This window comes from Pseudomonas sp. UBA7530, from assembly GCF_002479365.1.
In the GTDB taxonomy this organism is placed as follows: domain Bacteria; phylum Pseudomonadota; class Gammaproteobacteria; order Pseudomonadales; family Pseudomonadaceae; genus Aquipseudomonas.
Genome location: NZ_DLMS01000012.1, coordinates 42285 through 68869 on the forward strand (window position 1 = coordinate 42285; position 26585 = coordinate 68869).

Consider the following 26585-nt stretch of genomic DNA (forward strand, 5'->3'; position numbering starts at 1 on the left):
AACGCACGCAGGAACGAGTCATGAGCCACCCCAACGCCGAACTACTCCAGCGTTTCTACAGCGCTTTCCAGAAGCTCGATGCCGAGACCATGGCGGCCTGCTACGCCGAGGACGTGAAGTTCTCCGACCCGGTCTTCGTTGGCCTGCGCGGCGCAGAGGCAGGTGATATGTGGCGCATGCTGTGCAGCCGCGCCGAAGACTTTTCGCTGACCTTCGACTCGGTGCACGCCGATGACCATGCCGGCAGTGCGCGCTGGATTGCCAGCTACCGCTTCAGTGCCACTGGTCGCCAGGTGGTCAACCACATCCAGGCGCGCTTCGTGTTCCGCGACGGGCTGATCGTCGAACATCGCGATCATTTCGATCTGTGGCGATGGGCGCGTCAGGCGCTCGGTGGCAAGGGGCTGCTATTGGGCTGGGCGCCACCGGTTCAGGCCGCCATTCGTCGACAGGCGGCACGCGGTCTCGTCCAATTCCGCGCTTCGCGCTAAGGCGGGCGAAGGAACGCAGTGGTAGGCTATTCGGTCTTAGCCTTCAATAATGAGCGTGCGCACATGGGGTGTCGCATCTCCACTGCCAATCGAGACCTGCCGTGACCGAACTGATCGTTGCCGTAAAACAGGCCAAAGCCTGGGGGGTTCATGCCGTTACCGCCAGCGGTGTGATCCTCGCTCTGCTGGCGCTGTTGGCTGTACTCGACGGCCAACCCAAGCAGTGCCTGATGTGGCTTGGCCTGGCGCTGCTGGTCGATGGCCTGGATGGTTCGCTGGCGCGACGTTATGACGTCAAGGGCGTGCTGCCGCACTTCGACGGCTCGACCCTCGACCTGGTGATCGACTACCTCACCTACGTCTTCATCCCCGCGATCTTCCTCTACCGCTTCATCCCGTTGCCGGATTACACGCCGCTGTTCGCCGTTGGGCTGATCCTGCTGTCCTCGCTGTTTTGCTTCTGCAACCTGAACATGAAGAGCAAGGACAACTACTTCGTCGGCTTCCCGGCGGCCTGGAACGTGGTGGTGCTGTATTTCTACATCCTCGATGTGCATCCCTGGGTCACCCTGGGCATGATCGTGCTGCTGGCCGGCCTGACCCTGACCAAGATGAAGTTCCTGCACCCGTTCCGCGTACGCCAGTTCATGCCGCTGAACATCCTGGTGACCTTCGTCTGGATGCTCTCCAGCGCGCTGCTGATTCTGCAGTACCCGGCCAACCATTTCTGGCTGCTGGCGCTGTGGTGGCTGGCATCGGCTTACTTCGTCGGCATGTGCCTGTGGCGCTCGGCGCGTGAGTGGTTTCCAGCACGCGGATGAATGCGGCCGTCGAAAAGGCTTGGTTCGTCTATCTGGTGCGTGCGGCCAATGGCGCTCTTTATTGCGGTATCAGCGATGACCCGCAACGGCGCTTCACCCAGCACCAGAGTGGCAAGGGCGCGCGTTTCTTCCATACCAGCCCCGCGCTGGCGCTTGCCTATGTCGAGGCCTGTGCCGGCAAGGGCGACGCGCTGCGGCGCGAGCGGGCGATCAAACGCCTGAGCAAAAGCGCCAAAGAGGCGCTCATTCTGGCCGTTGATAGCGTTGCATCACCCTGAGACGGTGGGCGTGGCCAAGCGAGGCGGTTAAGCTGCAGCTTTCGACTTTGTCGCGGAGCGCGCCATGCACGAGCTGATCCTGCACCATTATCCGACCTCGCCGTTCGCCGAGAAGGCCCGCCTGATGCTGGGCTTCAAGCAACTGTCCTGGCGTTCGGCGATGATCCCTCCGCTGATGCCCAAGCCCGACCTCACCGCACTGACCGGCGGCTACCGCAAGACGCCGGTGCTGCAGGTCGGTGCTGACATCTATTGCGATACGGCGCTGATCGCCCGCCGCCTGGAGGCCGAAAAGGCCACGCCGGCGCTGTTCCCCGAAGCTCAGGCGTTCAACGTCAGCCTGCTCTCGCAATGGGCTGACTCGGTACTGTTCCAGCACGTCGTGGCGCTGGTATTTCAGCCAGAGTCGATGGCGCTACGCTTCGCCAAGGTGCCGCCGGAGTTCGCCAAGGCCTTCGCCGCCGACCGCAGTGCGCTGTTCTCCGGCGGCACGGCGAGCCGTCTGCCGCTGGAGCAGGCCAAGCACCAGTGGCCGGCGCTGATGGGCGCATTGCAGCGTCAGTTGCAGTGCGAGCAGGGTGACTTCCTTTTCGGTGAGCCATCGCACGCAGACTTCTCCGTGGCCCATTGCCTGTGGTTCCTGCGCGGCACGCCGGTGACCTCGCCGCTGGTCGACGATTACCCCGAGGTCGCTGCCTGGCTCGCCCGGGTACTGGGCTTCGGCCATGGATCGCTGAGCGAGATGAGCGGCGAGCAGGCGATTGAGGTGGCGCGTGCTGCCACGCCGGCGGCGCTGCCGGACGAAGCCTTCGTCGACCCCAATGGCTTCGAGGCCGGCCAGGCGGTGAGCATCGCGGCGGTGGACTATGGTGTCGACCCGGTACAAGGCGAATTGCTGCATGCCGGGCGTGACGAGCTGATTCTGCGTCGCGAGGACGAGCGCGCCGGCGTCGTGCATGTGCACTTCCCACGCCTGGGCTTCCGCATCGAGGCGCGCTGAAGCTTGCTGCGCCGCCTGTCAGTAGGCGGCGCGGATGGCGCGTACGTCGTAGCCGTGGATGACCTGCCCGCGCAGGTCGATCACCGGCACGCCGCGCCCGCCCAAGGCCTGGTATTGGGCGCGGCCGGCGGCATCGGTCTCGATATTCACTTCGCGATAGGCGATGCCGTCCTCGGCGAACAGCTCGCGTGTCTTGGCGCAATAGCCGCACCATTGCGTGGCATAGAGCACCACTTCGCCGCTGGCATTGCGTGCCTGGGGCGGGTCGATCCAGCGCTCGACCTTGTCCCAGTGTTGCCACAGGGCCAGGGCGGCGAGCAGCAGCACAATCGTCTTCATCGTTTCGCGTCCTTGTGTGATGGCGCGGTCATATCAGGGTAAACCGCGCGGGGCCATCCCGCCAATCTTGCGCTATCAGTCCTGGCGACGCTTGAGCTGGTCCTTGAGCTGGGTCGGCAGCTGGCGAATGATCAGCATGTCACGCCCCTCGTCGTATTCGACCTTCGAGCCCAGCAGGTGCGCCTCGAAGCTGATCGACAGGCCCTCGGCGCGGCCGGTGAAGCGCTGAAACTGGTTGAGGGTGCGTTTGTCCGCCGGAAATTCCGGGGCCATGCCGTAGTCCTTGTTGCGGATGTGTTCGTAGAAGGCCTTGGGGCGCTCCTCGTCGATCAGCCCGGAGAGTTCGTCGAGGGTGATCGGCTCGCCCAGCTTGGCCTGGCTGGTGGCATAGCCGACCAGGGTCTTGGTTTTTTCGCGCGCCTGCTCTTCGGGCAGGTCCTCGCTTTCCACGAAATCGCTGAAGGCCTTGAGCAGGGTGCGGGTTTCGCCCGGGCCGTCGACACCTTCCTGGCAGCCAATGAAATCGCGGAAGTAGTCCGAGACCTTCTTGCCGTTCTTGCCCTTGATGAAGGAGATGTACTGCTTGGACTGCTTGTTGTTCTGCCACTCGCTGATGTTGATGCGCGCGGCCAGGTGCAACTGGCCAAGGTCCAGATGCTTGGCCGGGGTCACGTCCAATGCGTCGGTCACTGCCACGCCTTCGCTGTGGTGCAGCAGGGCGATGGCCAGGTAGTCGGTCATGCCCTGTTGATAGTGGGCGAACAGCACGTGGCCGCCGGTGGACAGGTTGGATTCCTCCATCAGCTTCTGCAACTGCTCGACGGCCTGGCGGCTGAAGGCAGTGAAATCCTGCTCGCCATCGAGATAGGCCTTGAGCCAGCCACTGAACGGGTAAGCGCCGGATTCCTCGTGGAACAGGCCCCAGGCCTTGCCCTGCTTGGCGTTGTAGCTCTCGTTGAGGTCGGCCAGCAGGTTTTCCATGGCTTGCGACGTGGCCAGCTCGCTGTCGCGGGCGTGCAGTGCGGCAGGGCTGCCGTCGGGCTTCTTGTCGATCAGGTGGACGATGCAGTGACGGATCGGCATGGCGGTCTCGTGGGCAGATGAAACAGGAGGCGAAGTTTACCCGAAGCGGCCGCTGGATTCCGGCATGGATCGTTCCGTGAAGCGTCTTGTAGTCACGCAGAAAGTCGCGGCGCACAGTCAATCGTAGGGCAACCAAGCTGAAGCCTTCGCGGCTGAAGCCGCTCCTACGGGTGGATGAATTCTGTAGGAGCGGCTTCAGCCGCGATGGTCATTCAGTGCCGCCGCTGCTGCAACTCGCGCAGTCGCTCGATCACGTAGCGTACGTGCAGGTGCAACTCGTACAGCTGGTTGGAATACGACAGCGGCACTTCCACGGATGCCAGCTCGTCCTCCAGGTGCTCCAGGCGGGCGATCTCGCTGTCGAGCTCGTCGGGCAGCGAGCCGGCATGCAGCTTGCGGTCGATCTCGCGCAGGTACTTGTACCAGCGATAGATGCGCGCGCGGATGCGCCACTGGTAAAGTGGCCCGACGGCCTTGAGCAGCGGGATCATCACCACGATCAGCGGGATCAGCAGGATGATGTAGCGGTCGGCCAGCGAGGCGATGCGAAACGGCACGTAGCGCTGCAGGATCGGCAGCCCCTTGTCGTAGTAGTGCCTGGCGTCCTTGTGCAGGTCGAAGGTGCGCGGCTCGGCGCTGGGGAAGGTGCCGGCCGCGTCGAGTAGCGTGCCCTTCCTCATCACTTCGCGGGTGGCCTCGAGAAACAGCGGCACCAGGCCGGGGTTGAATTCATCGTTGACCACCAGCGTCGCGACGGGCGCGAGGGTGACGATATCGCGATCCGGCGCGTTGCTGGCCAGGTCGAGCAGGCCTTCGCCGACCTCCACCCGATTGAAGAACGGCAGGCGCGCCTCATAGGCGGCGGCGCGGCGAAAATGCGCCAGGACGATGTCCGGGTTGGCGGCCAGTTGCTGTACCAGGGCGTTTTCCGCAGGCCCGACAAAGAATGCGGCATCCAACTCGCCGGCCATCAGCGCGCGTGCCGCCTTGCCGCCGCCGGTGCTCTGCCAGGTTTCCGGATACTGCTCGGGGGCGATGGCATTAGCGCCGAGAATGGCGTCGCTGGCGGCGCGAGTGCCACTGCCATCGCCGCCCAGGCCGACGCGCAGCGGCAGCAGGTCGGCAATGCGATCGAGCTCCACGTCACGTCGGTAGAACAGCCACAGCGGTTCCTGATAGATGGCCCCCAGGCTTTCCAACTGGCGCTGCTGCGCGGCTGTAAGCTGGCGCTCCAGACCGCTTTGCACCAGGGCGATTTCGACTTGCGGGTTCGTCGCCAGCAGGCGCTCCAGGTTGTCACGCGAGCCTGAGGTCGGTACGAGTTTGAGCTCGAAGCCTTCCTTGGCCAGTTCCTCCTTCAGGCGCTCGGCGAACTGTTGATAGGCCCCGGTCGGCGTGCCGGTGGCCATGCTCGCGCTCATCTGCGGCGGTGGCGGGACGAACTGGAACAAGGCCCAGACGATTACCCCAACCACCGGGACGATCCACAGGTTGGTCAGGATCATGATTTTCAGATCGTTCAGTACGCGGTGCATTGGGCATCCTTTCGGCATTCTCGATTCAAGGATAGAACCCCTGAGCGACGAAGGTCACGCCTTGGCTGCGTCGTCGCTCGGGTTACGCCGTTTTCGACCCCTAACGGCCGCGGAGGTGCAGGTAACCTTGCGCTGGCAGAGCGGTTGCGTCAGGTCATGGCCTTGTGCATGACGCGCAGGCGATCGAGCAGCAGCAACGCGCCGAGCAGCGCCACGGCGTACAGGGCATCGCCGCCGAGCATGAGCAACACGCCGGCGCAGAGCACTGCGCTAAGCCCTGCGAGCAGGCGCCAGAAGCTTCGCAGCAGCACCCAGCCAGCGGCCATGCTGAGCAGATAGATCAGCACGAAGTTGCCGTTGGCGTAGCGGATGAGGTCGTCCACGGACAGGTTCAACGAGGCGGAAAGCGTAGTGCACAGTGCGCAGCTGAACACCACCAGCAGCAATGCCCTGCCGGGTACGCCATGGCGATTGCGCGCAGCCATCGCGACCGGCAGGCGGCCCTCGTCGGCCAGGCTCCAGATCAGCCGGGCAAAACCCTGGATGTACACGTTCATCGAGGCGAAGCAGGCCAGATAGCCGAGCACCGTTACCGGCACGCGCGCCTGGTCGCCAAGCAGCAGCGAGAACAAACGCGGCAGGGCGGCGGTATCGCTGTGCACGTCGCCATAGGTGGCGAAGCTCAGCACCGCCACCGAACAGGCCCAGTACACCAGGCCGGCCAGCAGCACGCCGAGCAGCAGCGCCAACGGAAAGTCGCGCTCGGGATGTTTGAACTCCTCGCCCAGATGGGTGAAGGCCTCAATGCCGACGAAGCACCAGAACATGACTGCCAGCGCCGTAGGCAGCAGGTGCCATTGCCCGTCCATCGTCGGCAGCAGCGGTTGGCTGGCGCGCGGCAGGTCACCAACCCACCAGATCAGTGCCACGCTGGCGACGATGGCCACGGCAATCAGCCCCTGCAGCGTGCCCGATGCTTTTGCTGGGCGTTGGCCGAGTACGAGCATGGCGACCAAGGTCGCCAGTTCGATGAGCAGCAGGCCGGTGCGATCGAGGTCGAACAAGGCCAGCCAGAAACCGCTGGCGATATGCAGGGCAGCCGGCAGCCCGACCGGCAGCACGGCGAGAAACAGCAGGGCGCTGACGCCCTCCATGCGCAGGCCGAAGGCGCGCCCGATCAGGTGCGGCGCGCCACCGGCATGGGGGAAGCGCTTGCCCAGCTGGGCGAAGGTGAACGCCACCGGCAACACCAGGTTAATCAGCAGCAGCCAGGCCCACAGCGAGGCCTCGCCGGCCGCGGTGGCCGCCAGTGCCGGCACCACGAAGATGCCGGTGCCGAGCAGCGATGTGCTGAGCAGCGCGATGCCCTGCAACAGGCCCAACTCCTTGTTCAAGCGACTCATGGGGTATGCTCATCCTCTTTCCGATACCGCCATGGTAGGGCGCTGGCCGTTTGCAGGCTGGCGCCTTTTGCCGACGAAATGGTGGTTTTCCCCGTCAAACTGATTGCCGCCCGAGAAGCCCGTGGACAAGTTCGATCGCCAGATCCTCGCTCTGCTGCGCAGCGATGCGCGTACCTCCATCAGCCAGATTGCACGTGAGGTGAATCTGTCACGTTCGGCGGTCAGCGAGCGGATTCGCCATCTGGAGAGCAGCGGGGTGATTCGTGGCTATCACGCCCAGGTGGCGGAGCTGGGCGAGGCGGGGGTAAAGGCCTTTCTAGAGCTTTTCTATCAGGGCGGGCGTTGCGAGGAATACGTCGAGCGCATGCGCGCGCTGCCCGAAGTGCGTCATTGTAGCGGCATCAGCGGGGAAACCGACATGCTGGTGTTCATCGAAGCGCCGAGCATGACGCGCCTGAGCGAAGTGCGCGGGGCCATCGAGGCGTTCCCCGGCATGCAGAAGGTCAAGACCCATGTGGTGGTCAAGGACTGGGCGATGTAGCGCTACTCGGCGTGCTCGCCTTGCAGTTCCGGTTGCGGGCGCTGCAGGGCCAGCAACGGCAGGCCGGCGCCGAGCACCAGCAAGCCAAGCAATGCGCCACTGCCAGCGTAGAGCGTGCTGGCATACAGCAGGCCCAGGCAGGTCGCGGCGAACAGGATCGGCGTCAGCGGATACAGCGGCACGCTGAACGGCCGCGGCACCCAGGGCTGGCGCTGGCGCAGGCGGATCAGCGCCAGGGCGACGAGGAACATGAACAGCCAGAACACCGGGGCGGTGTAGGCCACCATGGTCTCCACGCCGTTCTCGCTCAGCGCGCCGAACAGGATCAATGGCAAGGTGAATGCGCATTGCAACAGCAGCGCGCGCACCGGCGTGGCGCCGCGCTCGTTCCAGCGCCCGATGAAGGCCAACAGCGGCACGTCGCGGCCCAGCGCGTAATAGACCCGCGCGCCGGTAAACAGGGTGGCGTTCAACGTACTCAAGGCGGTGAGGCAGACGAACAGCGCCAGCAGTGCTTCGGCTCTTGGCCCGGCGACGATGCTCATCAGGTCCGCTGCCACTGCGTCGCTCTGGCGTAGGCCGTCGAGGCCGAAGATATTCAGAAAGACCAGGTTCGCCAGCAGGTAGATGGCGGTCACCACCGCCGTGCCGATCAGCAGCACGCGGCTCATGTTGCGCGCTGGGTTGCGCAACTCGCCGGACAGATAGGCTGCCTCGTTCCAGCCGCCGTAGGTGAGCAGCACGAAGACCATGCCCATGCCCAGCATGCCGGCCAGGTTGCCGCCGGCAGGTGCCGAGGTGGCAGCGGTCGGCTGCGGTTCGGCCAGCGCCAGGCCAGCGAGCACCACCGTCAGCAGTGCCAGTACCGTCACCCCGGTGAAGAACACCTGCGCCCGCCGCGATTCGCGTGTGCCGAGCACATTGAGCAGGGTCAGCGCGACCACTACCGAGGCTGCATGCCAGGCCCCGCCATATTCGCCGAGCGGCAGCAGGCGCTGGGCGTAGTCGCCATAGATGAAGGCGACCACGGCGATGGCGCCGGTCTGGATCACCGTGCCGCGAGCCCAGGCGAACAGCAGGGCGATCTGCGGCCCCCAGGCCAGGCTTAGATAATGGTATTCACCGCCCTGGTCCGGGTGCGTTGCGCCCAGCTCGCCGTAACACAACGCGCCGATCAGCATCACCAGGCCGCCGACCAGCCACAGCGCAAGGTACAGTTCGGCGCTGCTGGCATGTTGCGCCACCAGCGGCGGCAGGCCGAAGATGCCGACGCCGATCACCACACCGACCAGCATGGCCACGGCATCGACGACCGAAAGCCCGGCGCGCTGGGAGGACGCTAGCGAGGTCATGGTTCAGCTCCTGTACGCGACCCAACCCTGCTGCGCGCCGTCCGCCGGCACCGCCTCGATACGATCACCATTGAGCTGGCCGACATACAGCCTGTCGTCGAGGGTGAAGTGCAGTTCGTTGCCCTTCAACTGGCCGCTGAGTCCAGCGGGATGGCCTTCGACCGTGCCCGTGACTTTCTGAAAGCGCTGATCGAGTTCGACCTGATAGCGTTTGCCATCGAGTTCGAGGGTCCACTGGCCCGCCACCTTGGCCGGCACGATCCACAGAAATACCGAGCTGCCGTTGATCACATCGCTCTGATCGGGCTCCCAGTCACCGAGACTGAAGGCGTGCGACACCACCCGAGTGCCGGGTTTTAGCGTGTCGAGAATCACCGGGCGCAGACGCATGTTGACCGTGGAAAGCAGGTACATGGTCAGCACGTCGGCCTCGGAAATATCCTTCTGGAACAGGTCGCCCTGCTCGAAGGTGACCTTGTCGGTCACGCCCTCGCGTTTGGCGTTTTCCTTGGCTTCTTTGACACGCTCGGGGTCCAGATCGATGCCGAGTGCAGCCTTGGCGCCATGATCCTGCACCGCGGAGATGGCGATGCGGCCGTCGCCCGAGCCCAGGTCGATGAGGTAATCGTCCGGGCCGACTTCCGCCAGCTTGAGCATGTGCGCGACGACCGGTTCCGGCGTCGGTACGTAGGGCACGTCGAGCCGCGCTGGTTGTTGGGCCTGCGCGGGGCCGATCAGCAGACCGGCCAGCAATCCGACGGGCAGGGTGAGGGAGGCGAAGCTGCGAACGGATAGAGCGCTCATCGGGAAAAGCTCCTCACGAGGGTGGCGATTTTTTTCCGACTGGCGAGCGGGACCTAGGTTCGTATCGATACGCAGCAGGATCGGGCAAGAACGCCCTTCAACCCAGTGGGCGCAACGCCTGCGGCTGTGTAACCGGATGTGATGCGGCGCCCGGCATTGCCAGCATCCAGCTGCGCAGGCACTGTAGGCGGGTTTTTCGCTTTGGTCGTTTTCGCATGCGCATCCTGCACACCTCCGACTGGCATCTGGGCCAGCACTTCATGGGCAAGACCCGTCAGGCCGAGCACCAGGCCTTTTGTGCCTGGTTGCTGGAGCAGGTACACGCGCATGAAGTGGACGTGCTGCTGATCGCCGGCGATGTGTTCGACACCGGCGCGCCGCCCAGCTACGCCCGTGAACAGTACTACCGTCTGGTCGTCGACCTGCGCGATGCCGGCTGCGCGCTGGTGGTGCTCGGCGGCAACCACGACTCGCCAGCCATGCTCGGCGAAAGCCGCAGCCTGCTGGCGCAACTGGGCACCCGCGTGGTGCCGGGCGTGGGTGTCGATCCGGGTGAACAGGTGCTGGTGCTGCTTGATCGCACGGGCCAGCCGGGCGCGATCCTCTGCGCCATCCCCTTCATTCGCCCGCGAGATGTCATGGCCAGCCAGGCCGGGCAGAGCGCGCAGGACAAGCAACAGTCGCTGCAGCAGGCCATCGCCGAGCATTACCAGGCCTTGTACCAGCTGGCGCTGAGCAGGCGCGAGGCGTTTGCTCCGGCGCTGCCGATCATCGCCACCGGCCACCTCACCACCGTGGGCGCCAGCGCCAGCGAATCGGTGCGCGAAATCTACGTCGGCAGCCTGGAGGCATTCCCCACCAGCGCTTTCCCACCGGCCGACTACATCGCCCTTGGTCATATCCACCGCCCGCAAAAGGTCGGCGGCCTGGAGCACATCCGCTACAGCGGCTCGCCGATTGCCCTGTCCTTCGACGAGGCGCGCCAGCAGAAGGAAGTGCTGCTGCTGGACTTCGGCGAGGGGGAGCTACAATCGATCACGCCATTGCCCGTACCGGTATTCCAGCCCATGGCCAGCCTGCGCGGTTCGCTCAAGGAGCTGGCCGGTGCCATCGCTGCGGCCGCTGAACAGGGCACACCCGAGCGCCCGGTCTGGCTGGAGGTGCAGGTCAGCAGCGACGATTACCTGAGCGATCTGCAAAGCCGCATCAACGCTCTCTGCGAAGGGCTGCCAGTGGACGTACTGCGCATCCGCCGTGAGCGTGGCAATGCGGCAGCCAGCTTGGCCAGTGACTCGCGGGAGACGTTGGACGAGCTGAGCGTGGAGGACGTTTTCGCCCGTCGGCTGCAGCAGGAGGCGTTCGAAGAAGACGATGCCCAACGCCTGCAGGGGCTGTATCGGCAGGTGCTGGAAGCGCTGCCGCGGGCTTAGATGCTCTGGTGCGCTTTGTTCGCTAGCGCATGCCTATGCCGACACGCTCCAGCCCCAGGTACGTCCGCCTATCAACGCCAAGCGCAAGATAGACATTGGGCACCCTGGCGAATCTACTTCGATCAAACCGCCGCTTGAACGCGGCGCGGGAAGCTGGTCCAAAACCACGAGCTAGCAGTTCCCCACGTAGGTTCACTTATCTGAAACCGATGGAACAACGTCGATAAATCGACGTTCTGAATCAGTGTCGTTTCGCTACGGGAATACGCTAGCTGGAACGGATCTTGAGGCCGACTTGGTGCCGAGAAGTTGCTTCAGTCGTAGCAGGTTGAGCGCACTCATCCACAGCTTGATTCGGACAAGGAGCAGATAAATTGTGAAAGCAGCAGCCTACGATACACCCGGCGCCCCTAGTGTTTTGAGATACATCGATCTTCCAAGACCCGCTATTGGTCCAAGTGAAGTGCTGATTTCCGTTGAGGCCATTTCGCTCGAGGGTGGTGACCTGATCAACCGTCGCTCTACACCGCCGCCCCATCCATCTTGGGTAGTCGGTTATGCGGCATCCGGAACCGTGATCGAGATCGGGACGGAGGTCAGAAACCGCAAGGTCGGGGATAGGGTCGTCGCGTTCGATATGCAGGGTTCGCATGCGGAACTCTGGTCTGTGCCGGAGTCGCGAACGTGGTGCATACCCGATGAGCTAGATGCCTCGGGTGCTGCAGTTATACCAATCTCATTTGGAACCGCTTACCACTGTCTTTTCACGCGAGGCGCACTTACACGTGGGGAGACTGTTCTCATCCAGGCGGCTGCCGGCGGAGTAGGGGTTGCTGCTCTTCAGCTTGCAGCACAATCGGGCGCGACTGTAATTGCTGTAGCAAGCGGGGCACAGCGCAAAAATCGCTTGGTCGAACTCGGCGCTGACCACGTAATAGACCGCGCTAACTGTGACGTGGTGGAAGCAGTTCATAAATTCACAGAAGGCGCAGGCGTCGACCTCGCTATCGATCCGGTTGGAAAGACTCTGCAGGCCTCCCTTTCCTGTCTCGCGCATGAGGGCCGTCTTGTCTTTGTCGGTAATGCGGGGGGCGGCAACCTGACAGCTGACCTGTGGCCACCGATGCAGGCCAACCAGACACTCCTGGGCGTGTTCATGGGAACCCTTTTCGAGAGACCCTCCGTACGTTCGAATGTTGACGACATGTTGAAGGCCATTGCTAAGGGCAGTCTTCGCAGCGTCATTGACCGAACGTTTAAGTTATCGGAGGCTGCCGCAGCCCATGATTATGCCGAGAAGGAGAAGCCGCTTGGGCGTATCGTCATCAAACCGTAAAACCCGGTCTGAGCAGGAAGTCGAACGCTCATTCACAGCGGTGAACCGCGCTTCTTCCCAGTTTTGCCCTGTCTGGCCAGTGCCGAAGCCGCTTTGTTGTGACCAATTGGGTTGACCGTTCCAGTTGCCGGGGGGGATTCGGCCCACCTGCGCTCCTCCTTCCCCGCAGCCCTCAGGCGTCGTCTTGTGGTCTATTCCGCTGCAGGCGTTCTATGCTGTGGATGATGGCCATTTGGCTGAGGTGCAAAGGTGCCGTTGTTGAATTCCTTGATACGTGCGCTGAACCCCCTGCACGGGGCGCCCGAGACGACTCGGCAGGCGTTCGTCAGCTGGTATCTGCAGGCGAAGATTCCGCAGATTCGCTACGTCGCATTCCTGACGATGGCGCTGTACCTGATCTATGCCGCCATCGAGCAGAACGTGGCGAGCGAGCAGGTATGGGCTCGTTTCATCGTTCACGGGCTGATGGTGCCCGGAGCGCTGCTGGCAGTTGGGTTGTTGAGTTTTCAGCCGAACCGCCAGCGCACCATGTTCGCCATTCTCATGGTGGCGCCCGTGTGTACGGCGGCAGCCAATCTCTATTTCAATTACGGCACACCGCTGTTCGTCCATTACGCACCGGAGATCTACCTCAACCTGATGTGGACCTTCGCCGTTTCCGGGCTCACCCTGCGTCAGGCCAGCGCAACGGCCTCGGCGTCGGTGCTGGTGATTCTCCTCGTCACTCTCGGTGATTCGCTGCAGCCGGGCATGCAGCGCCTGCACCTGATCTGGATTCTCGCCTCGTTCTCCTTCGGCCTGCTCAGCGCATTTCTGCTGGAAAAGGCATACAAACGCATGTTCCTGCATCAGGACAGCTTGGTCCTGAGCGCCAGCATCGACAGCCTGACCGGGTTGTGGAATCGCGCGCGTACCCTGCACTTTCTCGTCGAAGAAGCTGCACGGGCCAACCGCTACGGCACGCCATTCTCGGTGGTGCTGATCGATATCGACCACTTCAAGACGGTCAACGACACACACGGTCATGCGATCGGAGACAGCGTGCTGCGTCAATTCGCCGGATTGCTGCGCGACGGTGTGCGGGTCGTGGATAAAGTCGGCCGACTCGGCGGCGAAGAATTTCTCATCGTCCTCCCCGAGACCGATGCAGAGCATGCGATGCGGGCCGTGCAGGCGCTGCAGAAGCGTATCAACGGCTTTTCGTTCGACCGCGTTGAGCGCAACAGCGCAAGCTTCGGCATTGCCGAATACCATCCCGGCGAAAGCCTCGACAGCCTGATGGAACGCGCGGATCAGGCCATGTACCGGGCCAAGGCCAATGGCCGCGACCGTATCGAGGTCCTTTGAGTACAGGCCTGAACCGGCCATGAGCCGCTCTGGTCGAAAGCGACTACCCCCATTGCTGTGGAGAGCCTCATGCAAAGACCTGCGCATTTTCTTCTCGCGACTGCTGCCGTTTCCCTCTTGCTCACTGGCTGTGCGAAAAACTCCAGCGAGCAGGACGCCAGGCTGACCGAACAATGGCAGGGCCGCTGGAACGGGCCGGAAGGCACTTATCTGGATATCAGCGGCACGCCTGCCGATTACCGTCTGACCATCGCCAATCTCGATGGTCCGCGGCGCTTCGTCGGCCGTGCGCAGGGAGGGAAGATCGTTTTCGTGCGCGATGGAGAAGTCGAAACCATCACCGCCACCGACGGTGAGGCCACCGGCATGAAGTGGCTGCTGGATAAGCAGAACTGCCTGACCGTGCGCAGCGGCGAGGGCTACTGCCGCGATTGAGCCTGCACGCGGCTGAGGACAATGCCAGAATGAACGCCTTCATCGGCTTACGACCTGTGCATGAAAATCCTCAGCCTGCGCCTCAAGAACCTCAACTCGCTCAAGGGCGAATGGAAGATCGACTTCGCCGCCGAGCCTTTCGCCGGTAGCGGCCTGTTCGCGATCACCGGGCCGACCGGCGCGGGCAAGACCACACTGCTCGATGCCATCTGCCTGGCCTTGTACCACCGCACACCGCGTATGAGCACGCTGTCGGCCAGCGGCAACGAGCTGATGACCCGGCACACCGCCGACTGCCTGGCCGAGGTCGAGTTTGAGGTGAAAGGGCAGGGCTATCGCGCTTTCTGGAGCCAGCGTCGCGCGCGGGACAAGGTCGATGGCGCGCTGCAGGCGCCGAAGGTCGAACTGGCGCGCATTGCCGATGGCGAAATCCTGACCGACAAGATTCGCGAGAAGGAACACCTTACCGCCGAGCTGACCGGTCTGGATTTCGAGCGTTTCACCAAGTCCATGCTGTTGGCCCAGGGTGGCTTTGCGGCCTTCCTCGAGGCCAACGCCAACCAGCGCGCCGAGTTGCTGGAGGAACTGACCGGCACTGAGGTGTACGGGCAGATCTCGCAGCAGGTCTACGAACGTACCAAGGCTTCGGAGCAGGCGCTCAATCTGCTGAAAAGCCGCGCCCAGGGCATGGAGCTGCTGGACGAGACGCAGCGCGCCGAACTGCAGGCCGAGCATCAGCGCCTGAGTCAGGGAGAGGCGCCTCTGCTGGCGCGGCAGCAAACCCTGCAAGGTCAGCGCCGCTGGCGTGAGGCCCTGCAACAGGCCGAGCAGCAACGCGAGCAGGCGCGCCTGGCGCTGGGGCAGGCGCAGCAGGCACGCAACGAGGCGGCCGACGATTTGCAGCGCCTGGTCGCCAGTGAACCGGCCGTTCGCTTGCAGCCGCTGTATCAGAGCTGGCGGCAGGTGCAGGAGGATCGCCAGCGCGCGCAACAGGCGCTGGACGATCTGCAGGCGCAACAACGCCACAGCAGCGAGCGCGAACACCAGCAACTCTGGCTGGCCAGCCGCTACGCCCGGCAATGCCTGAACCTTCGCCAGCGTGAACAGCAGCAACTGGCCGAACAGCGCGAAGAGCTGCAAGCGCGCCTGAGCGCCACCCCGCAGCGAGCGCGACTGGGCGAGTTGCTGGGGGGCTGGCGTGCGCAATTCGATCAGCGTGGGCAACTGCTCAAGGAACGGCTTGCGCTGCAGGCGCGCCTGGCGCAGGAGCGTGAGCAGCTCGACAGTCTGCAACACCAACGTACTCAGCTCAGCACGCAACAACAGGACGCAGCGACACGCCTGGAGCAGGCCAGGGGCTTCGAAGCCAGGCAGCAGAGCGAGTTGCAGGCGTTGCTCGGCGAGGGTGATGAGGCCGGGATGCGTCAGCGCTGGCAGCAGTTGCAAGTGCAGGGCCGGGCGCTGGACCGCCTCGAGCAGCTGGCGCAGAGCCGCGAGCAAACGGCCGAACAGCTCACCGAGCTGGCCTCGCGCCTGGCGCAGTTACAAACGAAGCACGCCGCCAAGAACGATGAAATCACCGGCCTGCGTGAGCGCTACAAGGGGCTCAAGCAGCAGGTCATCGACAAGGAAAAACTGCTGGAGCAGGAGCAGCGCATTCAGGATCTGGAAGCCTATCGTGCCCAGTTGCAGGCGGGTGAAGCCTGCCCGCTGTGCGGCTCGCACGAGCATCCGGCGGTCAGCCAGTATCAGGCGCTCAACGTTTCCGCCACGCGCCAGGCGCTGGAGCAGTGCCGCGGCGAGCTGGCGCAGCTGGAGAACCAGGGCGGCACCCTGCGTGACGAGCTGACCCGCCTGGCCACGCAAATCGCCCAGTTGCAGCAGCAACTGGAGCAGGCCCAACAACTGGCCAGTCAGCAGGAGGCGCAGTGGCAGCAGCACCTGGCCGAACAGGCCTTGCAGATCGCCGATGGCAACGCGCTGCGTCAGCTACAGCGGGAACACGAACAGAGCCTGGCGCAGTTGCAGGAGCGGCTCGCTGCTGTCGAGAACTGGCAGGCACAGCTGGCGCAGGCGCGCAATGCGCGTGAAGTAGCTGAGCGCGCCTTGGCCGATATCCAGCAGCGCCGGGAGCTGCTGGCGCGCGATGAGGACAATCTGTTGGCGCGCCAGCGTGAGCAGGATGAACGTCTGCTGAGCCTGGAGCAGGAGCTGCAGCGCCATGAGCAGGCACTGTTAGCCAGCCTCGAAGGGTTCGCCCGGCAGTTTCCGGCGGACGCTGATGCCTGGCTGGCCGAGCAGGCAACCGCCTGGCGCGACTGGCAACAGGCTCAGGCGGAGGATCAGCAACTGCACGAACAACAGCGCGAGACGCAGCGTTTGCTCGCTGACGCCGAGGCCCAGGCCGAGCACTGGCAGCAGCGTTGGCAGGGCGAACAGGCGCAGGCGCTGAGCGAACCCGAACCAGTGGCGCAGCCCGAGCAGGCCCTGCAAGGTGCTATCGACAGCCTGGCCAGCGCGCAGCGTGAAAGCGATGCCTTGCGAGGCCGGGAGCAGAGCCAACACGCCTTGCTGCAGCAACTGCAGCAGCGCCTGAGCGATACCGAGCAGCGCTGGCAGCAGGCGCTGGTGGCCAGCCCCTTTGCCGATTTGCCGGCATTTCTTGCTGCACTGCTGGACGATGACGAACGCGAGCGTCTGACCGCCTTGCAGGCGCGTCTGCAGCAGGCTCTCACCGAGGCGACGACGCTGCTGGCCGCCGCCGATGCGCAATGGCAGCAGTTGAGTGCTGCTGCGCAGACCGAGCTGACCTTGGCCGAGCTGGACGAGCAGCTACAGGCGCTGCAGCGGGCCTTGCGCGAGCTGAGTCAACGCCAGGGCGAGCTGCGCGCCCAGTTGCAGGCTGACGATGCGCGGCGCAGCAGCCAGCAGGCGCTGTTCGCCGAGATCGCCACGCAGGAGCGCGAACATGCGCTGTGGCAGCAACTCAACGGTTTGATCGGTTCGGCCGATGGCGCCAAGTTCCGCAAGTTCGCCCAGGGCCTGACCCTCGATCACCTGATCCACCTGGCCAACCGCCAACTGACGCGCCTGCACGGTCGCTACCAGCTGGCGCGCAAGAGCAGCGGCGAGCTGGAGCTGGAGGTCTGCGATACCTGGCAGGCTGATGTGGCCCGCGACTGCCGCACGCTGTCAGGGGGCGAGAGCTTCCTGGTCAGCCTGGCGCTGGCCCTGGCGCTGTCGGACTTGGTCAGCCACAAGACCAGCATCGACTCACTGTTTCTCGACGAAGGCTTCGGCACCCTGGATGGCGAAACCCTGGAAGTGGCGCTCGATGCCCTGGACAACCTCAACGCCAGCGGCAAGACCATCGGCGTGATCAGTCATGTCGAGGCGATGAAGGAGCGCATTCCCGTGCAGTTGCGGGTACACAAGGGCGTCGGCCTCGGTTACAGCCGGCTCGATGCGCGTTTTGCGGTGAAGGAAGGAGCATAGCGATGCTGATGCGAGCGAAGGATTCCACCCTACTGGTGATCGACCTGCAGGAGCGGCTGCTGCCGGCCATCGACGGCGGCGCGGCGGTGGTCGAGCAGGCCGCCTGGCTGGTTCAGGTGGCGCAGCGCCTGCAGGTGCCGGTGATCACCACCGAGCAGTATCCCAAGGGGCTGGGGATGACCGAGGCGGGCCTGCGGGCGCTGCTGCCGAGCGAGGGGTTGCGCGAGAAGATTCATTTCTCGGCGACCAGGGGCGCCGGGCTGTTCGATCTGCCGGGCGGCGAGCGTCGGCAGTTCATCGTTTGTGGCACGGAAACCCATGTCTGTGTGTTGCAGACGGTACTCGGCCTGCTGGCGGCCGGGCGCGAGGTGTTCGTGGTGGACGAGGCCGTCGGCTCGCGCCGGCCGCGCGACAAGGCCCTGGGCCTGGCGCGCATGGAGCGTGCCGGCGCTGTAATCGTCTCGCGTGAGATGGTCGCCTTCGAATGGCTGGAGCAGGCGGGCACGGAAGTGTTTCGTGAGGTCAGCAAGGGTTTTATTCGCTGAGCGGGCGCGGCATTTCGCGGCTGAAGCCGCTCCTACGGAACCGTAGCCCGGATGCAAGCCGGAAATCTCGGGCGGCTGGCCCCGGATTGCATCCGGGCTACGAGGGTCAACTGTCGTGAGAGGCGCTTTAGCGGCGATGGTTTGTCGCGGCTAAAGCCCCTCCCACGGTTTGCGGCGGGTTTCTGGGCGGGGCATTTCACGGCTGAAGTCGCTTCTACGGAACCGCAGCCTGAATGCAATTCGAGGATCTCGAGCGGCAGGCCCCGGATTGCATCCGGGCTACGAGGTCAACTGTCGTGGGAGGCGCTTTAGCGACGATGGTTTGTCGCGGCTAAAGCCCCTCCCACAGTTTGCGGCTGGTTTCTGGGCGAGGCATTTCGCGGCTGAAGCCGCTCCTACAGAACAACGCTGTAGGGCGGACTCAGGCGCGTAGGTGAACAGTTCGCCATTGGCGCTTGCAGAGCGTTCCCGGATTGCATCCGGTCTACGCGCACTGTGGGCGTTTCAGGCGCCTGCCTGTCGCCAGGCACTGCGCTGCTCGGCACCCTTGAAGGTCCAGGCCACCAGGCGGCTCTGCTTTTGTCCCTGGGACATGCCGAGGATGCGCACCTCGGCCGCGCCGGCCCTGGCCAGCCAACCCTGCAGCAGCTCGACGTTGCTGCCTTTGGACACCAGGCTGCTGAACCACAACACCTGCGCGGCTACCTGCGCGCTTTCGCTGGCCATGCGCTTGAGGAAGGCGGCCTCGCCACCTGGGCACCACAGCTCGGCCGCCTGGCCGCCGAAGTTGAGCACCGGCAGCTTGCGCCTGGGGTCGAGCTTGCCGAGGTTGCGCCACTTGCGCGTGCTGCCGCGGGTCGCCTCGTCGGCACTGGAGTGGAAGGGCGGGTTGCACAGGGTCAGGTCGAAGCGTTCATCGGCTTGCAGCAGTCCGAGGAAGATATGTTCGGCATTGGCCTGCTGACGCAACTCGACGCCGCCGGCCAGTTGCGGGTTGGCCGCGACGATGGCGCGCGCCGAGGCCAGCGCGGCCGGGGCGATATCGGCGCCGACGAAACGCCAGCCGTATTCGCAATGGCCGATCAGTGGGTAGATGCAGTTGGCACCGACGCCGATATCCAGCGCGCGGATGTCGGCACCCCGCGGTATCTGCCCGCCCTGCTCGCTGGCCAGCAGATCGGCGAGGTTGTGCAGATAGTCGGCACGGCCGGGAATCGGTGGGCACAGGTAGCCATCGGGAATGTCCCAGTGGCGAATACCGTAGTACTGCGCCAGCAGCGCGCGGTTGAACACCTTGACCGCCGCCGGGTTGGCGAAGTCGATGCTCGGCTTGCCGTATGGGTTGGTAATGACGAACTGGCCCAGCTCGGGGCTTGCCTTGATCAATGCAGGGAAGTCGTAGCGCCCCTGATGGCGATTGCGCGGATGCAGCTCGCCCTTGGCTGGCGCGGTTTTCACGGCGGCGGGGGCGGGTTTGCGTGGGCGTTTCGGCGGCTGGGGCATGGCGATGGTCTGGCGAGTCGGGTGCGGATTTTCCCACAGCCTGGCGCGGTGTGGGAGCGGACTTGTCCGCGAATGGATGCGACAGCCAAGCTTCGCGGCCAAGGCCGCTCCCACAGGGGGCGGGTGTTTTCCTCAGCGTCTTGGGCTACAACGGAAAGATCAGCGGCACCAGCAGTACGCTGACGATCATCACCAGCAGGGTGAAGGGTACGCCGATACGCACGAAGTCGCCGAAGCGGTACTGGCCGGGGCCGAGCACCAGGGTGTTCACCGGCGAGGAGATCGGCGTCATGAACGCTGCCGACGCCGCCAGCGCCACGGTCATGGCGAAGGGCAGCGGCGAGGCCCCTAGCGCCTGCGCAGTGGCGATGGCCACCGGGGCCATCAGCACCGCCGTGGCGGTGTTGGAGATGAACAGGCCGATCACCGCGGTCAGCGCGAACAGGCTGGCCAGGATCAGGTGCGGTCCCGCACCGCCCAGGCCACCCACCAGGCCCTGCACGGCCAGTTCGACGCCGCCGGTCTGCTGCAGCGCCTGGGCGAAGGGCAGCATGCCGACGATGAGGATCAGCGTTGGCCAGTGAATCGCGCGGTAGGCGCTGTCCAGGTCGATGCAGCGAAACGCGCCCATCAACAGGCAGGCGATCAGCGCGGCCTGCACATTGGGCACCAGGCCGCTGACCATCAGGCCCACCATCACCGCCAGGCTGAGCAGCGCGTAGGGCGCCTTGCGCGCGGCAGGTGCCACCTCGGCTACTTCCGCCGGCAGGCTGAGCACCAGAAAGTCGCGGTTCAGCCCCTGCAAACGGTGTATATCGCGCCAGGCGCCGGCTACCAGCAGGGTGTCGGAGGCTTTGAGTTTCTCATCCACCAGCACGCCTTCCAGCGCCTGCCCCTGGCGGCGCAGGCCGACCACGTTGAGCTTGTGCCGCGAGCGGAAGCCCAGTTCCTGGATGGTCTTGCCGGGGAGTTGCGACTCCGGCGGCAGTGCCACTTCGGCCAGGCCCAGTTCATGGGCGTGCAGGCTGAAATAGGAATGCGGCAGCGGCATGGGCTCCAGGCCCAGCGCCTGGTAGCTGCCGAGCAGGCCGATGGTGGGGCTGGCGATATCCACCAGCAGCACGTCGCCCGGCTCCAGTAGGGTATTGCCACTGGCCATCAGCAACAGGGTGCGCAGGCGCTGGCGACGCTCGATGGCGATGACGTTGATGCCGTGATCACGGCGCAGCTGCAGCTCGTTGAGAATCTGCCTGGCCAGGGGCGAGTCGGCGCGTACCTGCAGGCGCCGCTCACGCTCGCTCAGGCGATAGCGCTCGGCGAGGTCGGCCAGGGTCAGGCGCGGCGGCTCGGCGTTGCCGTCGGCGTCATTGCGCACCAGCCAGCGCCGGGCGACCAGCATGTAGCCGACACCGAGCACCAGCACGGCCAAGCCGATGGGGGTGAAGGTGAAGAAGTCGAAGCCATCCAGGCCGGCGCGGCGCAGTTCGGCGTGTACCACCAGGTTCGGCGGCGTGGCGACCAGCGTGAGCATGCCGCTGATCAGCCCGGCGAAGGCCAATGGCATCATCAGCCGGCCCGGGGCGATGCGCAGGCGTGCGGCGACGCCGAGCACCACCGGAATGAAGATCGCCACCACGCCGGTGGAACTCATCACCGAACCCAGCCCTGCTACTGCCAGCATCAGCAGAATCAGCAGGCGCGTCTCGCTGCTGCCAGCTTTGGCCACCAACCAGTCGCCCAGGCGGTAGGCGATACCCGTGCGCACCAGGCCATCGCCGATGATGAACAGCGCGGCGATGAGGATGACGTTGGAATCGCTGAAACCGGCCAGGGTCTGCTGCAGGTCGAGCACACCGGTCAGCGGCAGGGCGACCAGCACCAGCAGGGCGACCACGTCCATGCGCGGCTTGCCGATGATGAAGAGGGTGACGGCGCCGGCCAGCAGGCCGAGCACCCAGAGCAGGTCCGGATTCATCGCATATCCCATGAAGGGCGCCTCTAAAAACTACCTGCGTTGTCATCACTGCGTTAAAAACAAGCTCGTGCGCGAGTCCGATCAAAATGCTCATTTACAGCTCGTAAAGTCGAGCGCGACTCCGACCGTTTTTCGCTTGCTTGACTCGCTGGCGCTCGCTCTTCGGGCCAGCCTTCGGCTGTTACTCCCGCTGGTCGTTGCGCCTTGTGCTGACTGCCTCGCCTACGTTTTTAGAAGCGCCCTGAAGTAAAGGCGCGATTATCTCAGGGATAACCCAGCGTCGCCTTGATCTGTTGCAGGTTGGCGGCGATCCAGCGCTTGTCGATCGGCCCCCAGTCTTGAATCCGGTAATGACCGGCATTGTTGCGCTCGCCCTGGTTCTGCGCGAACTGGCAGTCGATATCCAGTTCGGCCAGCGCCGCGAGGGTGTCCTGCGCGGTGCGCCGCGGCATGCCGGTGGCCTCCATCAACGCGGGCACGCTGACGGCCTGGCCGCTGTCGATCAGCCAGGCCACGTAGAGGCGACGGTAGAAACTGGTGCGGGTCTTGCTCGTCTGCATGGTGACTTCCTGTTCGTGTCCGGGCGCCGCCGCGGGTCAGGCGGCGAACAGCAGTATGTAGGTGCCGGCACCGGCCAGGTAGCCGAGAAGGGCCAGGCCGGTGATCTTCTTCAGATACCAGATGAAGTTGATCTTCTCCATACCCATGGCTGCCACACCGGCGGCCGAACCGATGATCAGGCAGCTGCCACCGGTGCCGGCGCAGTAGGCGAGCATTTCCCAGAAGTTGCCGTCGACCACGAAGTTGCGCAGCCAGGGCAGTTCTTCCGCGGCAGCGGTGGCCAGGGTTTCGGGGCTGATCAGCGGGTACATCTTCATGGCGCCGGCGACCATCGGCACGTTGTCCACCACGGCCGACAGCAGTCCGATGGAAATGGCGATGCTGTAAACGTTGCCCAGGCTGTCCTTGAGCAGCGTCGCCACCTGGATCAGGTGGCCGGCGCTGGACAGCGCCGAGACCGCCAGCAGGATGCCGAGGAAGAACAGCACGCTGGTGATGTCGATACGGCGCAGCACGCCGACCACCGACAGCGGGTCCTTCTCTTCGCTGTTCTTGCTGCGGTGGATGATCTCGGTGGTGATCCACAGCAGGCTGAGGCCGAAAAGGATGCCCATGTACGGCGGCAGATGGGTGAGGGTCTTGAATACCGGCACGAAGATCAGCGCACCCAGACCGAGGCCGAACACCAGGTTGCGTTCGAAGGGCGTGGTCGGGTCGCGGCGGCTCTCGGCGCTTTCCTTGATGCGCGGCTCGGCCACGTCGCCTTTGAGGCGGAAGCTCATGACCAGCAGCGGCACCAGCAGGCAGACCAGACTGGGCAGGAACAGCTCGATGATGATACCGGTGGCGGTGACCTGATTACCGATCCACAGCATGGTGGTGGTGACGTCGCCAATTGGCGACCAGGCGCCGCCGGCGTTGGCGGCGACGACCACGATGCCGGCGTAGAACCAGCGCTCGTGGCGGTCGGCGATCAGCTTGCGCAGTAGCGAGATCATCACGATGGTAGTGGCCAGGTTGTCCAGCGCGGCGGAGAGGAAGAAGGTGATCAGCCCCACCAGCCACAGCAGGTGCACGCGCTTGTGAGTGCGGATGCGGTCGGTGATGACCTTGAAACCTTCATGGGCGTCGATCAGCTCGACGATGGTCATCGCGCCCATGAGGAAGAACAGAATCTCGGAAATCTCGCCGAGATGATGGCGCAGCTCTTCGACCACATGATGGGTGTTGGTGCTGGCCCCGGCAGTGCCGGTACCGAGCAGCGGCAGGATGCTGTCGGCGCCGAGCACCAGCAGTGTCCAGGCGATCACGGCGGTGAGCAGGGCGGAGGCTGCCTTGTCGATCTTTAACGGGTGTTCGAGGGCGATGCAGAGGTAACCGAGGACGAATACGAGGGCCATCAACGCATACATGAAGGGGTCCGCCTGTTTTCTTTTGGAGGTATTGGAGGTCGGTAGGCGGGGGGAAGATGCCTGAAATACCTTGTAAAAGGAAACGACTTAATGCCGCAGCTGCGCAGCGAGGGCGATCCATGCCGCTCGCGCGCAGCGGTACGGCTACTGTGCGGCAGCGCTGCTGCGTGGTGGCAGCAGGTAGGCGAGGGCGATGGCCAGCACCGGCATGATCAGGTTGAAGAAGCAGTACGGCAGGTAGCTCAGGGTGGCCACGCCGAGGGTGGCGGCCATGTAGGCGCCGCAGGTGTTCCAGGGCACCAGCACCGAGGTCAGGGTGCCGCCGTCTTCTAGGGCGCGGGACAGGCTGGTAGCCGGCAGGCCGCGCTTCTCATACTCGGCGCGGTACATACGGCCCGGCAGCACCAGGGCGATGTACTGATCGGCGGTGATGATGTTGGTGCCGATGGTGGTGGTGATGGTGCTGACGACCAGGCCGCTGTCGCTGCGAACCAGGCGCAGCGCGCTCTGCAACAGGCGTTGCAGCAGGCCGAGGCGCTCCAGCACGCCGCCGAAGCACATGGCGCAGATGATCAGCCACACGGTGGTGAGCATGCTGCCCATGCCGCCCTTGGATAGCAGACCATCGAGTTCGGCGTTGCCGCTGGCCGACTCGTAGCCGGCGAACAGCGCGCTCCATACGGTTTTCAGTGGGGCCAGTGCACCGGCGGCAGGGTCGCTCAGGCGCGCCATCACTTCAGGCTGGAACACCACGGCGAACACTGCACCGAGCAGGGCGGCAAGAAACACCGCCGGGAAGGCGGCCCACTGGCGCACCGCGAGCAGCAACAGGAAGGCCACTGGCAGCAGCAGGTGCCAGCCCAGGCGGAACTGTGCTTCCAGGGCTCTCAACACCTCGGCGATGCGCCCGGTGTCATGGTTGGCGCTGGCCTGCTGGCCGAGGGTGAAGAAGATCACCAAGGCGATCAGCAGCGCCGGCACGGTGGTGCGCAGCATGTTGCGGATATGCGCGAACAGGTCGGCGCCGGCAGCGGCCGGCGCCAGGTTGGTGGTGTCCGATAGTGGCGACAGCTTGTCGCCGAAGTAGGCGCCGGAAATGATCGCGCCGGCGGTGATCGCCGGGTCCAGCCCCAGGCCTGCTGCCACGCCCATCAGACCGATGCCGAGAGTGCCGGCCACCGTCCACGAGCTGCCGATCGACAGCGCGGTGAGCGCGCAGATCAGGCAACTGGTGAGGTAGAAGTACTCGGCGCTGATCAGCTTCAGGCCCAGCCAGATCATGGTCGGCACGGTACCGGCGAGAATCCAGGTACCGATCAGTGCGCCGACCGCCAGCAGAATCAGGTTGGCCTTCATCGCCATATGAATACCAGCGAGTATGCCTTCTTCGATCTCGGCCCAGCGCAGGCCGTTCTTCAGTCCGACCAGGCCTGCGACGAAGGCCGCGCTCATCAGGGCGATCTGGTTCGGGCCGCTGGAGGAGCCATCACCGAACAAGTAGACGGACAGGCTGAGGAGCACGACGAGCACGCCAATCGGCAGCAGCGCGTCGAGCAGGGAAGGGGAGCGGGGTGTCATTGGGGGTACCGGAAAATCAGATGAACCGTGGGGGGCTTCAGCCGCGACTTTGCGGTTGAAGCTCGCGACTGAAGCCCCTCCCACAAAAAACAAACCCGCGCCGGTTAGGGCGCGGGCCTGTGGGTGTCGCGGGAGGATCAGAGTGCAGCGATCTTGCCGCGCTGCTCGACCATCTTGGCCAGGGCCTGCTCGGCCTCGGCCAGTTTGGCGCGTTCCTTTTCCAGCACTTCGGCGGGCGCCTTGGCGACGAAGCCTTCGTTGGCGAGCTTACCGCCGACGCGTTTGACCTCACCGTCGAGGCGGGCGATTTCCTTGTCCAGGCGCGCCAGTTCGGCGTCCTTGTCGATCAGCCCGGCCATCGGCACCAGCACTTCCATCTCGCCGACCAGGGTGGTGGCGGACATTGGCGCTTCTTCACCGGCAGCCAGCACACGTACCGATTCCAGCTTGGCCAGCTTGTTCAGCAGCGGCTCGAAGTCGGCCAGGCGGCGTTGATCTTCGGCACTGGCGTTGGCAACGATGATGTCGATGCGCTTGGCCATGGAGATTTTCATCTCGCCACGAATCTGGCGTACGCCGAGCATCAATTGCTTGACCCACTCGATGTCCCCTTCGGCGGCGGCGTCGATGCGGCTTTCATTGGCCACCGGCCACGGCTGCAGCATCAGGGTCTCGCCCTGCACGCCGGCCTGGCCCTTGATGCGCTGCCAGATTTCTTCGGTGATGAAGGGCATGAACGGGTGAGCCAGGCGCAGAATCACCTCCAGCACGCGCACCAGGGTGCGGCGGGTGCCGCGCTGGCGCTCGATGGGCGCGTTCTCGTCCCACAGCAACGGCTTGACCAGCTCCAGGTACCAGGCGCAGTACTGGTCCCAGACGAACTCGTAGAGCGCCTGGGTGGCCAGGTCGAAGCGGAAGGCATCGAGCTGGCGGGTGACTTCGGCTTCGGTGCGTTGCAGCTGGCTGATGATCCAGCGGTCCACCGAGGACAGCTCAACCTCTTCACCGTTAATGCCGGTGTCCTGGCCATCGGTGTTCTCGATGACGAAGTTGGCGGCGTTCCACAGCTTGTTGCAGAAGTTGCGATAGCCCTCGACGCGGCCCATGTCGAACTTCACGTCGCGGCCGGTGGTGGCCAGCGAGCAGAAGGTGAAGCGCAGGGCATCGGTGCCATAGCTGGCGATGCCTTCGGGGAACTCCGCCTTGGTCTGCTTGGCGATCTTCTCGGCCAGCTTGGGCTGCATCATGCCGCTGGTGCGTTTTTCCAGCAGTTCGTCGAGGGTGATGCCGTCGACGATATCCAGCGGGTCGAGCACGTTGC

General features: G+C 64.5%; 23 protein-coding genes. 11 read left to right on the plus strand and 12 right to left on the minus strand.

The window, feature by feature from the left end; all coding sequences use genetic code 11:
• Positions 1–20: 20 nt before the first annotated feature.
• From B2U07_RS20370 to B2U07_RS20385, 4 genes are all read left to right on the plus strand, one after another.
• On the plus strand, positions 21–491 hold the full coding sequence (locus tag B2U07_RS20370; RefSeq protein WP_197858324.1) for a nuclear transport factor 2 family protein: 471 nt from the start codon (positions 21–23) through the stop codon (positions 489–491).
• Positions 492–592: 101 nt separating this feature from the next.
• Positions 593–1312, plus strand: a complete 720-nt coding sequence (gene pcsA / locus B2U07_RS20375) for a phosphatidylcholine synthase (RefSeq protein ID WP_275546018.1) — start codon at positions 593–595, stop codon at positions 1310–1312.
• Positions 1309–1590 (plus strand): GIY-YIG nuclease family protein, encoded by a 282-nt coding sequence (locus tag B2U07_RS20380; protein WP_275546017.1) that lies wholly within the window; start codon positions 1309–1311, stop codon positions 1588–1590. The genes pcsA and B2U07_RS20380 overlap by 4 nt, the downstream gene beginning before the upstream one ends.
• Before the next feature lie 64 nt (positions 1591–1654).
• On the plus strand, positions 1655–2590 hold the full coding sequence (locus B2U07_RS20385; protein WP_275546016.1) for a glutathione S-transferase family protein: 936 nt from the start codon (positions 1655–1657) through the stop codon (positions 2588–2590).
• 18 nt (positions 2591–2608) lie between these two features.
• Here the strand turns inward: B2U07_RS20385 and B2U07_RS20390 are convergent, their stop codons facing one another.
• From B2U07_RS20390 to yjeH, 4 genes are all read right to left on the minus strand, one after another.
• A complete protein-coding gene (locus B2U07_RS20390) occupies positions 2609–2929 on the minus strand; it encodes a glutaredoxin family protein (protein WP_275546015.1) in 321 nt (106 codons plus the stop codon).
• Positions 2930–3004: 75 nt separating this feature from the next.
• Positions 3005–4012 carry a nucleoid-associated protein YejK gene (yejK, locus tag B2U07_RS20395; protein WP_197858334.1) on the minus strand — a complete coding sequence of 336 codons (1008 nt, stop codon included), beginning with the start codon at positions 4010–4012 and terminating at the stop codon, positions 3005–3007.
• Between the two features lie 212 nt (positions 4013–4224).
• A complete protein-coding gene (locus B2U07_RS20400; protein WP_275546014.1) occupies positions 4225–5547 on the minus strand; it encodes a TAXI family TRAP transporter solute-binding subunit in 1323 nt (440 codons plus the stop codon).
• A gap of 149 nt (positions 5548–5696) precedes the next feature.
• Positions 5697–6950: an L-methionine/branched-chain amino acid transporter gene (gene yjeH, locus B2U07_RS20405; RefSeq protein WP_275546013.1), complete on the minus strand. Its 1254-nt coding sequence runs from the start codon at positions 6948–6950 to the stop codon at positions 5697–5699.
• A 121-nt stretch (positions 6951–7071) separates the two neighbouring features.
• On the opposite strand from yjeH, the gene B2U07_RS20410 reads away from it, so the two are divergent.
• Complete coding sequence (locus tag B2U07_RS20410) at positions 7072–7491, plus strand: Lrp/AsnC family transcriptional regulator (protein WP_275546012.1); 420 nt, start codon at positions 7072–7074, stop codon at positions 7489–7491.
• Positions 7492–7493: 2 nt separating this feature from the next.
• Here the strand turns inward: B2U07_RS20410 and B2U07_RS20415 are convergent, their stop codons facing one another.
• Positions 7494–8843, minus strand: a complete 1350-nt coding sequence (locus B2U07_RS20415; RefSeq protein ID WP_275546011.1) for an APC family permease — start codon at positions 8841–8843, stop codon at positions 7494–7496.
• A 3-nt stretch (positions 8844–8846) separates the two neighbouring features.
• Positions 8847–9647, minus strand: coding sequence for a 50S ribosomal protein L11 methyltransferase (locus B2U07_RS20420; RefSeq protein WP_275546010.1), 801 nt, complete (start codon positions 9645–9647; stop codon positions 8847–8849).
• Between the two features lie 215 nt (positions 9648–9862).
• On the opposite strand from B2U07_RS20420, the gene sbcD reads away from it, so the two are divergent.
• The 6 genes from sbcD (at position 9863) to B2U07_RS20450 (ending at position 18235) form a co-directional block, all read left to right on the plus strand.
• On the plus strand, positions 9863–11077 hold the full coding sequence (gene sbcD / locus B2U07_RS20425; RefSeq protein WP_275546009.1) for an exonuclease subunit SbcD: 1215 nt from the start codon (positions 9863–9865) through the stop codon (positions 11075–11077).
• Between the two features lie 376 nt (positions 11078–11453).
• A complete protein-coding gene (locus B2U07_RS20430) occupies positions 11454–12413 on the plus strand; it encodes a quinone oxidoreductase family protein (protein WP_296277664.1) in 960 nt (319 codons plus the stop codon).
• A 249-nt stretch (positions 12414–12662) separates the two neighbouring features.
• A complete protein-coding gene (locus tag B2U07_RS20435) occupies positions 12663–13760 on the plus strand; it encodes a GGDEF domain-containing protein (RefSeq protein ID WP_296277665.1) in 1098 nt (365 codons plus the stop codon).
• A 69-nt stretch (positions 13761–13829) separates the two neighbouring features.
• A complete protein-coding gene (locus tag B2U07_RS20440) occupies positions 13830–14195 on the plus strand; it encodes a hypothetical protein (protein ID WP_275546006.1) in 366 nt (121 codons plus the stop codon).
• A 60-nt stretch (positions 14196–14255) separates the two neighbouring features.
• Positions 14256–17690 carry an AAA family ATPase gene (locus B2U07_RS20445; protein WP_275546005.1) on the plus strand — a complete coding sequence of 1145 codons (3435 nt, stop codon included), beginning with the start codon at positions 14256–14258 and terminating at the stop codon, positions 17688–17690.
• A gap of 2 nt (positions 17691–17692) precedes the next feature.
• Positions 17693–18235 carry an isochorismatase family protein gene (locus B2U07_RS20450; RefSeq protein ID WP_275546004.1) on the plus strand — a complete coding sequence of 181 codons (543 nt, stop codon included), beginning with the start codon at positions 17693–17695 and terminating at the stop codon, positions 18233–18235.
• A gap of 504 nt (positions 18236–18739) precedes the next feature.
• On the opposite strand, the gene rlmF is transcribed toward B2U07_RS20450, so the two are convergent.
• The 6 genes from rlmF to B2U07_RS20480 all read right to left on the minus strand — a co-directional run.
• A complete protein-coding gene (gene rlmF, locus B2U07_RS20455; RefSeq protein ID WP_275546003.1) occupies positions 18740–19738 on the minus strand; it encodes a 23S rRNA (adenine(1618)-N(6))-methyltransferase RlmF in 999 nt (332 codons plus the stop codon).
• 145 nt (positions 19739–19883) lie between these two features.
• The gene (locus B2U07_RS20460; protein WP_275546058.1) at positions 19884–21713 is read right to left on the minus strand and encodes an SLC13 family permease; all 1830 of its coding nucleotides are present in this window, start codon (positions 21711–21713) and stop codon (positions 19884–19886) included.
• Between the two features lie 263 nt (positions 21714–21976).
• Complete coding sequence (locus tag B2U07_RS20465) at positions 21977–22273, minus strand: winged helix-turn-helix domain-containing protein (protein ID WP_275546002.1); 297 nt, start codon at positions 22271–22273, stop codon at positions 21977–21979.
• Positions 22274–22309: 36 nt separating this feature from the next.
• Positions 22310–23686, minus strand: a complete 1377-nt coding sequence (gene nhaD, locus B2U07_RS20470; protein WP_275546001.1) for a sodium:proton antiporter NhaD — start codon at positions 23684–23686, stop codon at positions 22310–22312.
• Between the two features lie 144 nt (positions 23687–23830).
• Positions 23831–25264 (minus strand): Na+/H+ antiporter NhaC, encoded by a 1434-nt coding sequence (nhaC, locus tag B2U07_RS20475; protein ID WP_275546000.1) that lies wholly within the window; start codon positions 25262–25264, stop codon positions 23831–23833.
• Positions 25265–25401: 137 nt separating this feature from the next.
• Positions 25402–26585, minus strand: a 1184-nt coding sequence (locus B2U07_RS20480; protein WP_296277667.1) for a class I tRNA ligase family protein, incomplete at its 5' end; no start/stop codon positions are given.

What these genes read in the sequence shown, in the direction of transcription:
- sbcD (WP_275546009.1), top strand. Translation starts at nt 9,863, where the DNA reads ATGCGCATCCTGCACACCTCCGACTGGCATCTGGGCCAGCACTTCATG.
- B2U07_RS20420 (WP_275546010.1), bottom strand. Translation starts at nt 9,647, where the DNA reads ATGAGCGCTCTATCCGTTCGCAGCTTCGCCTCCCTCACCCTGCCCGTC.
- B2U07_RS20415 (WP_275546011.1), bottom strand. Translation starts at nt 8,843, where the DNA reads ATGACCTCGCTAGCGTCCTCCCAGCGCGCCGGGCTTTCGGTCGTCGAT.
- yjeH (WP_275546013.1), bottom strand. Translation starts at nt 6,950, where the DNA reads ATGAGTCGCTTGAACAAGGAGTTGGGCCTGTTGCAGGGCATCGCGCTG.
- B2U07_RS20460 (WP_275546058.1), bottom strand. Translation starts at nt 21,713, where the DNA reads ATGAATCCGGACCTGCTCTGGGTGCTCGGCCTGCTGGCCGGCGCCGTC.
- B2U07_RS20385 (WP_275546016.1), top strand. Translation starts at nt 1,655, where the DNA reads ATGCACGAGCTGATCCTGCACCATTATCCGACCTCGCCGTTCGCCGAG.
- nhaD (WP_275546001.1), bottom strand. Translation starts at nt 23,686, where the DNA reads ATGTATGCGTTGATGGCCCTCGTATTCGTCCTCGGTTACCTCTGCATC.
- B2U07_RS20440 (WP_275546006.1), top strand. Translation starts at nt 13,830, where the DNA reads ATGCAAAGACCTGCGCATTTTCTTCTCGCGACTGCTGCCGTTTCCCTC.
- B2U07_RS20450 (WP_275546004.1), top strand. Translation starts at nt 17,693, where the DNA reads ATGCTGATGCGAGCGAAGGATTCCACCCTACTGGTGATCGACCTGCAG.
- rlmF (WP_275546003.1), bottom strand. Translation starts at nt 19,738, where the DNA reads ATGCCCCAGCCGCCGAAACGCCCACGCAAACCCGCCCCCGCCGCCGTG.
- B2U07_RS20390 (WP_275546015.1), bottom strand. Translation starts at nt 2,929, where the DNA reads ATGAAGACGATTGTGCTGCTGCTCGCCGCCCTGGCCCTGTGGCAACAC.
- B2U07_RS20400 (WP_275546014.1), bottom strand. Translation starts at nt 5,547, where the DNA reads ATGCACCGCGTACTGAACGATCTGAAAATCATGATCCTGACCAACCTG.
- B2U07_RS20380 (WP_275546017.1), top strand. Translation starts at nt 1,309, where the DNA reads ATGAATGCGGCCGTCGAAAAGGCTTGGTTCGTCTATCTGGTGCGTGCG.
- nhaC (WP_275546000.1), bottom strand. Translation starts at nt 25,264, where the DNA reads ATGACACCCCGCTCCCCTTCCCTGCTCGACGCGCTGCTGCCGATTGGC.
- B2U07_RS20445 (WP_275546005.1), top strand. Translation starts at nt 14,256, where the DNA reads ATGAAAATCCTCAGCCTGCGCCTCAAGAACCTCAACTCGCTCAAGGGC.
- B2U07_RS20465 (WP_275546002.1), bottom strand. Translation starts at nt 22,273, where the DNA reads ATGCAGACGAGCAAGACCCGCACCAGTTTCTACCGTCGCCTCTACGTG.
- B2U07_RS20370 (WP_197858324.1), top strand. Translation starts at nt 21, where the DNA reads ATGAGCCACCCCAACGCCGAACTACTCCAGCGTTTCTACAGCGCTTTC.
- yejK (WP_197858334.1), bottom strand. Translation starts at nt 4,012, where the DNA reads ATGCCGATCCGTCACTGCATCGTCCACCTGATCGACAAGAAGCCCGAC.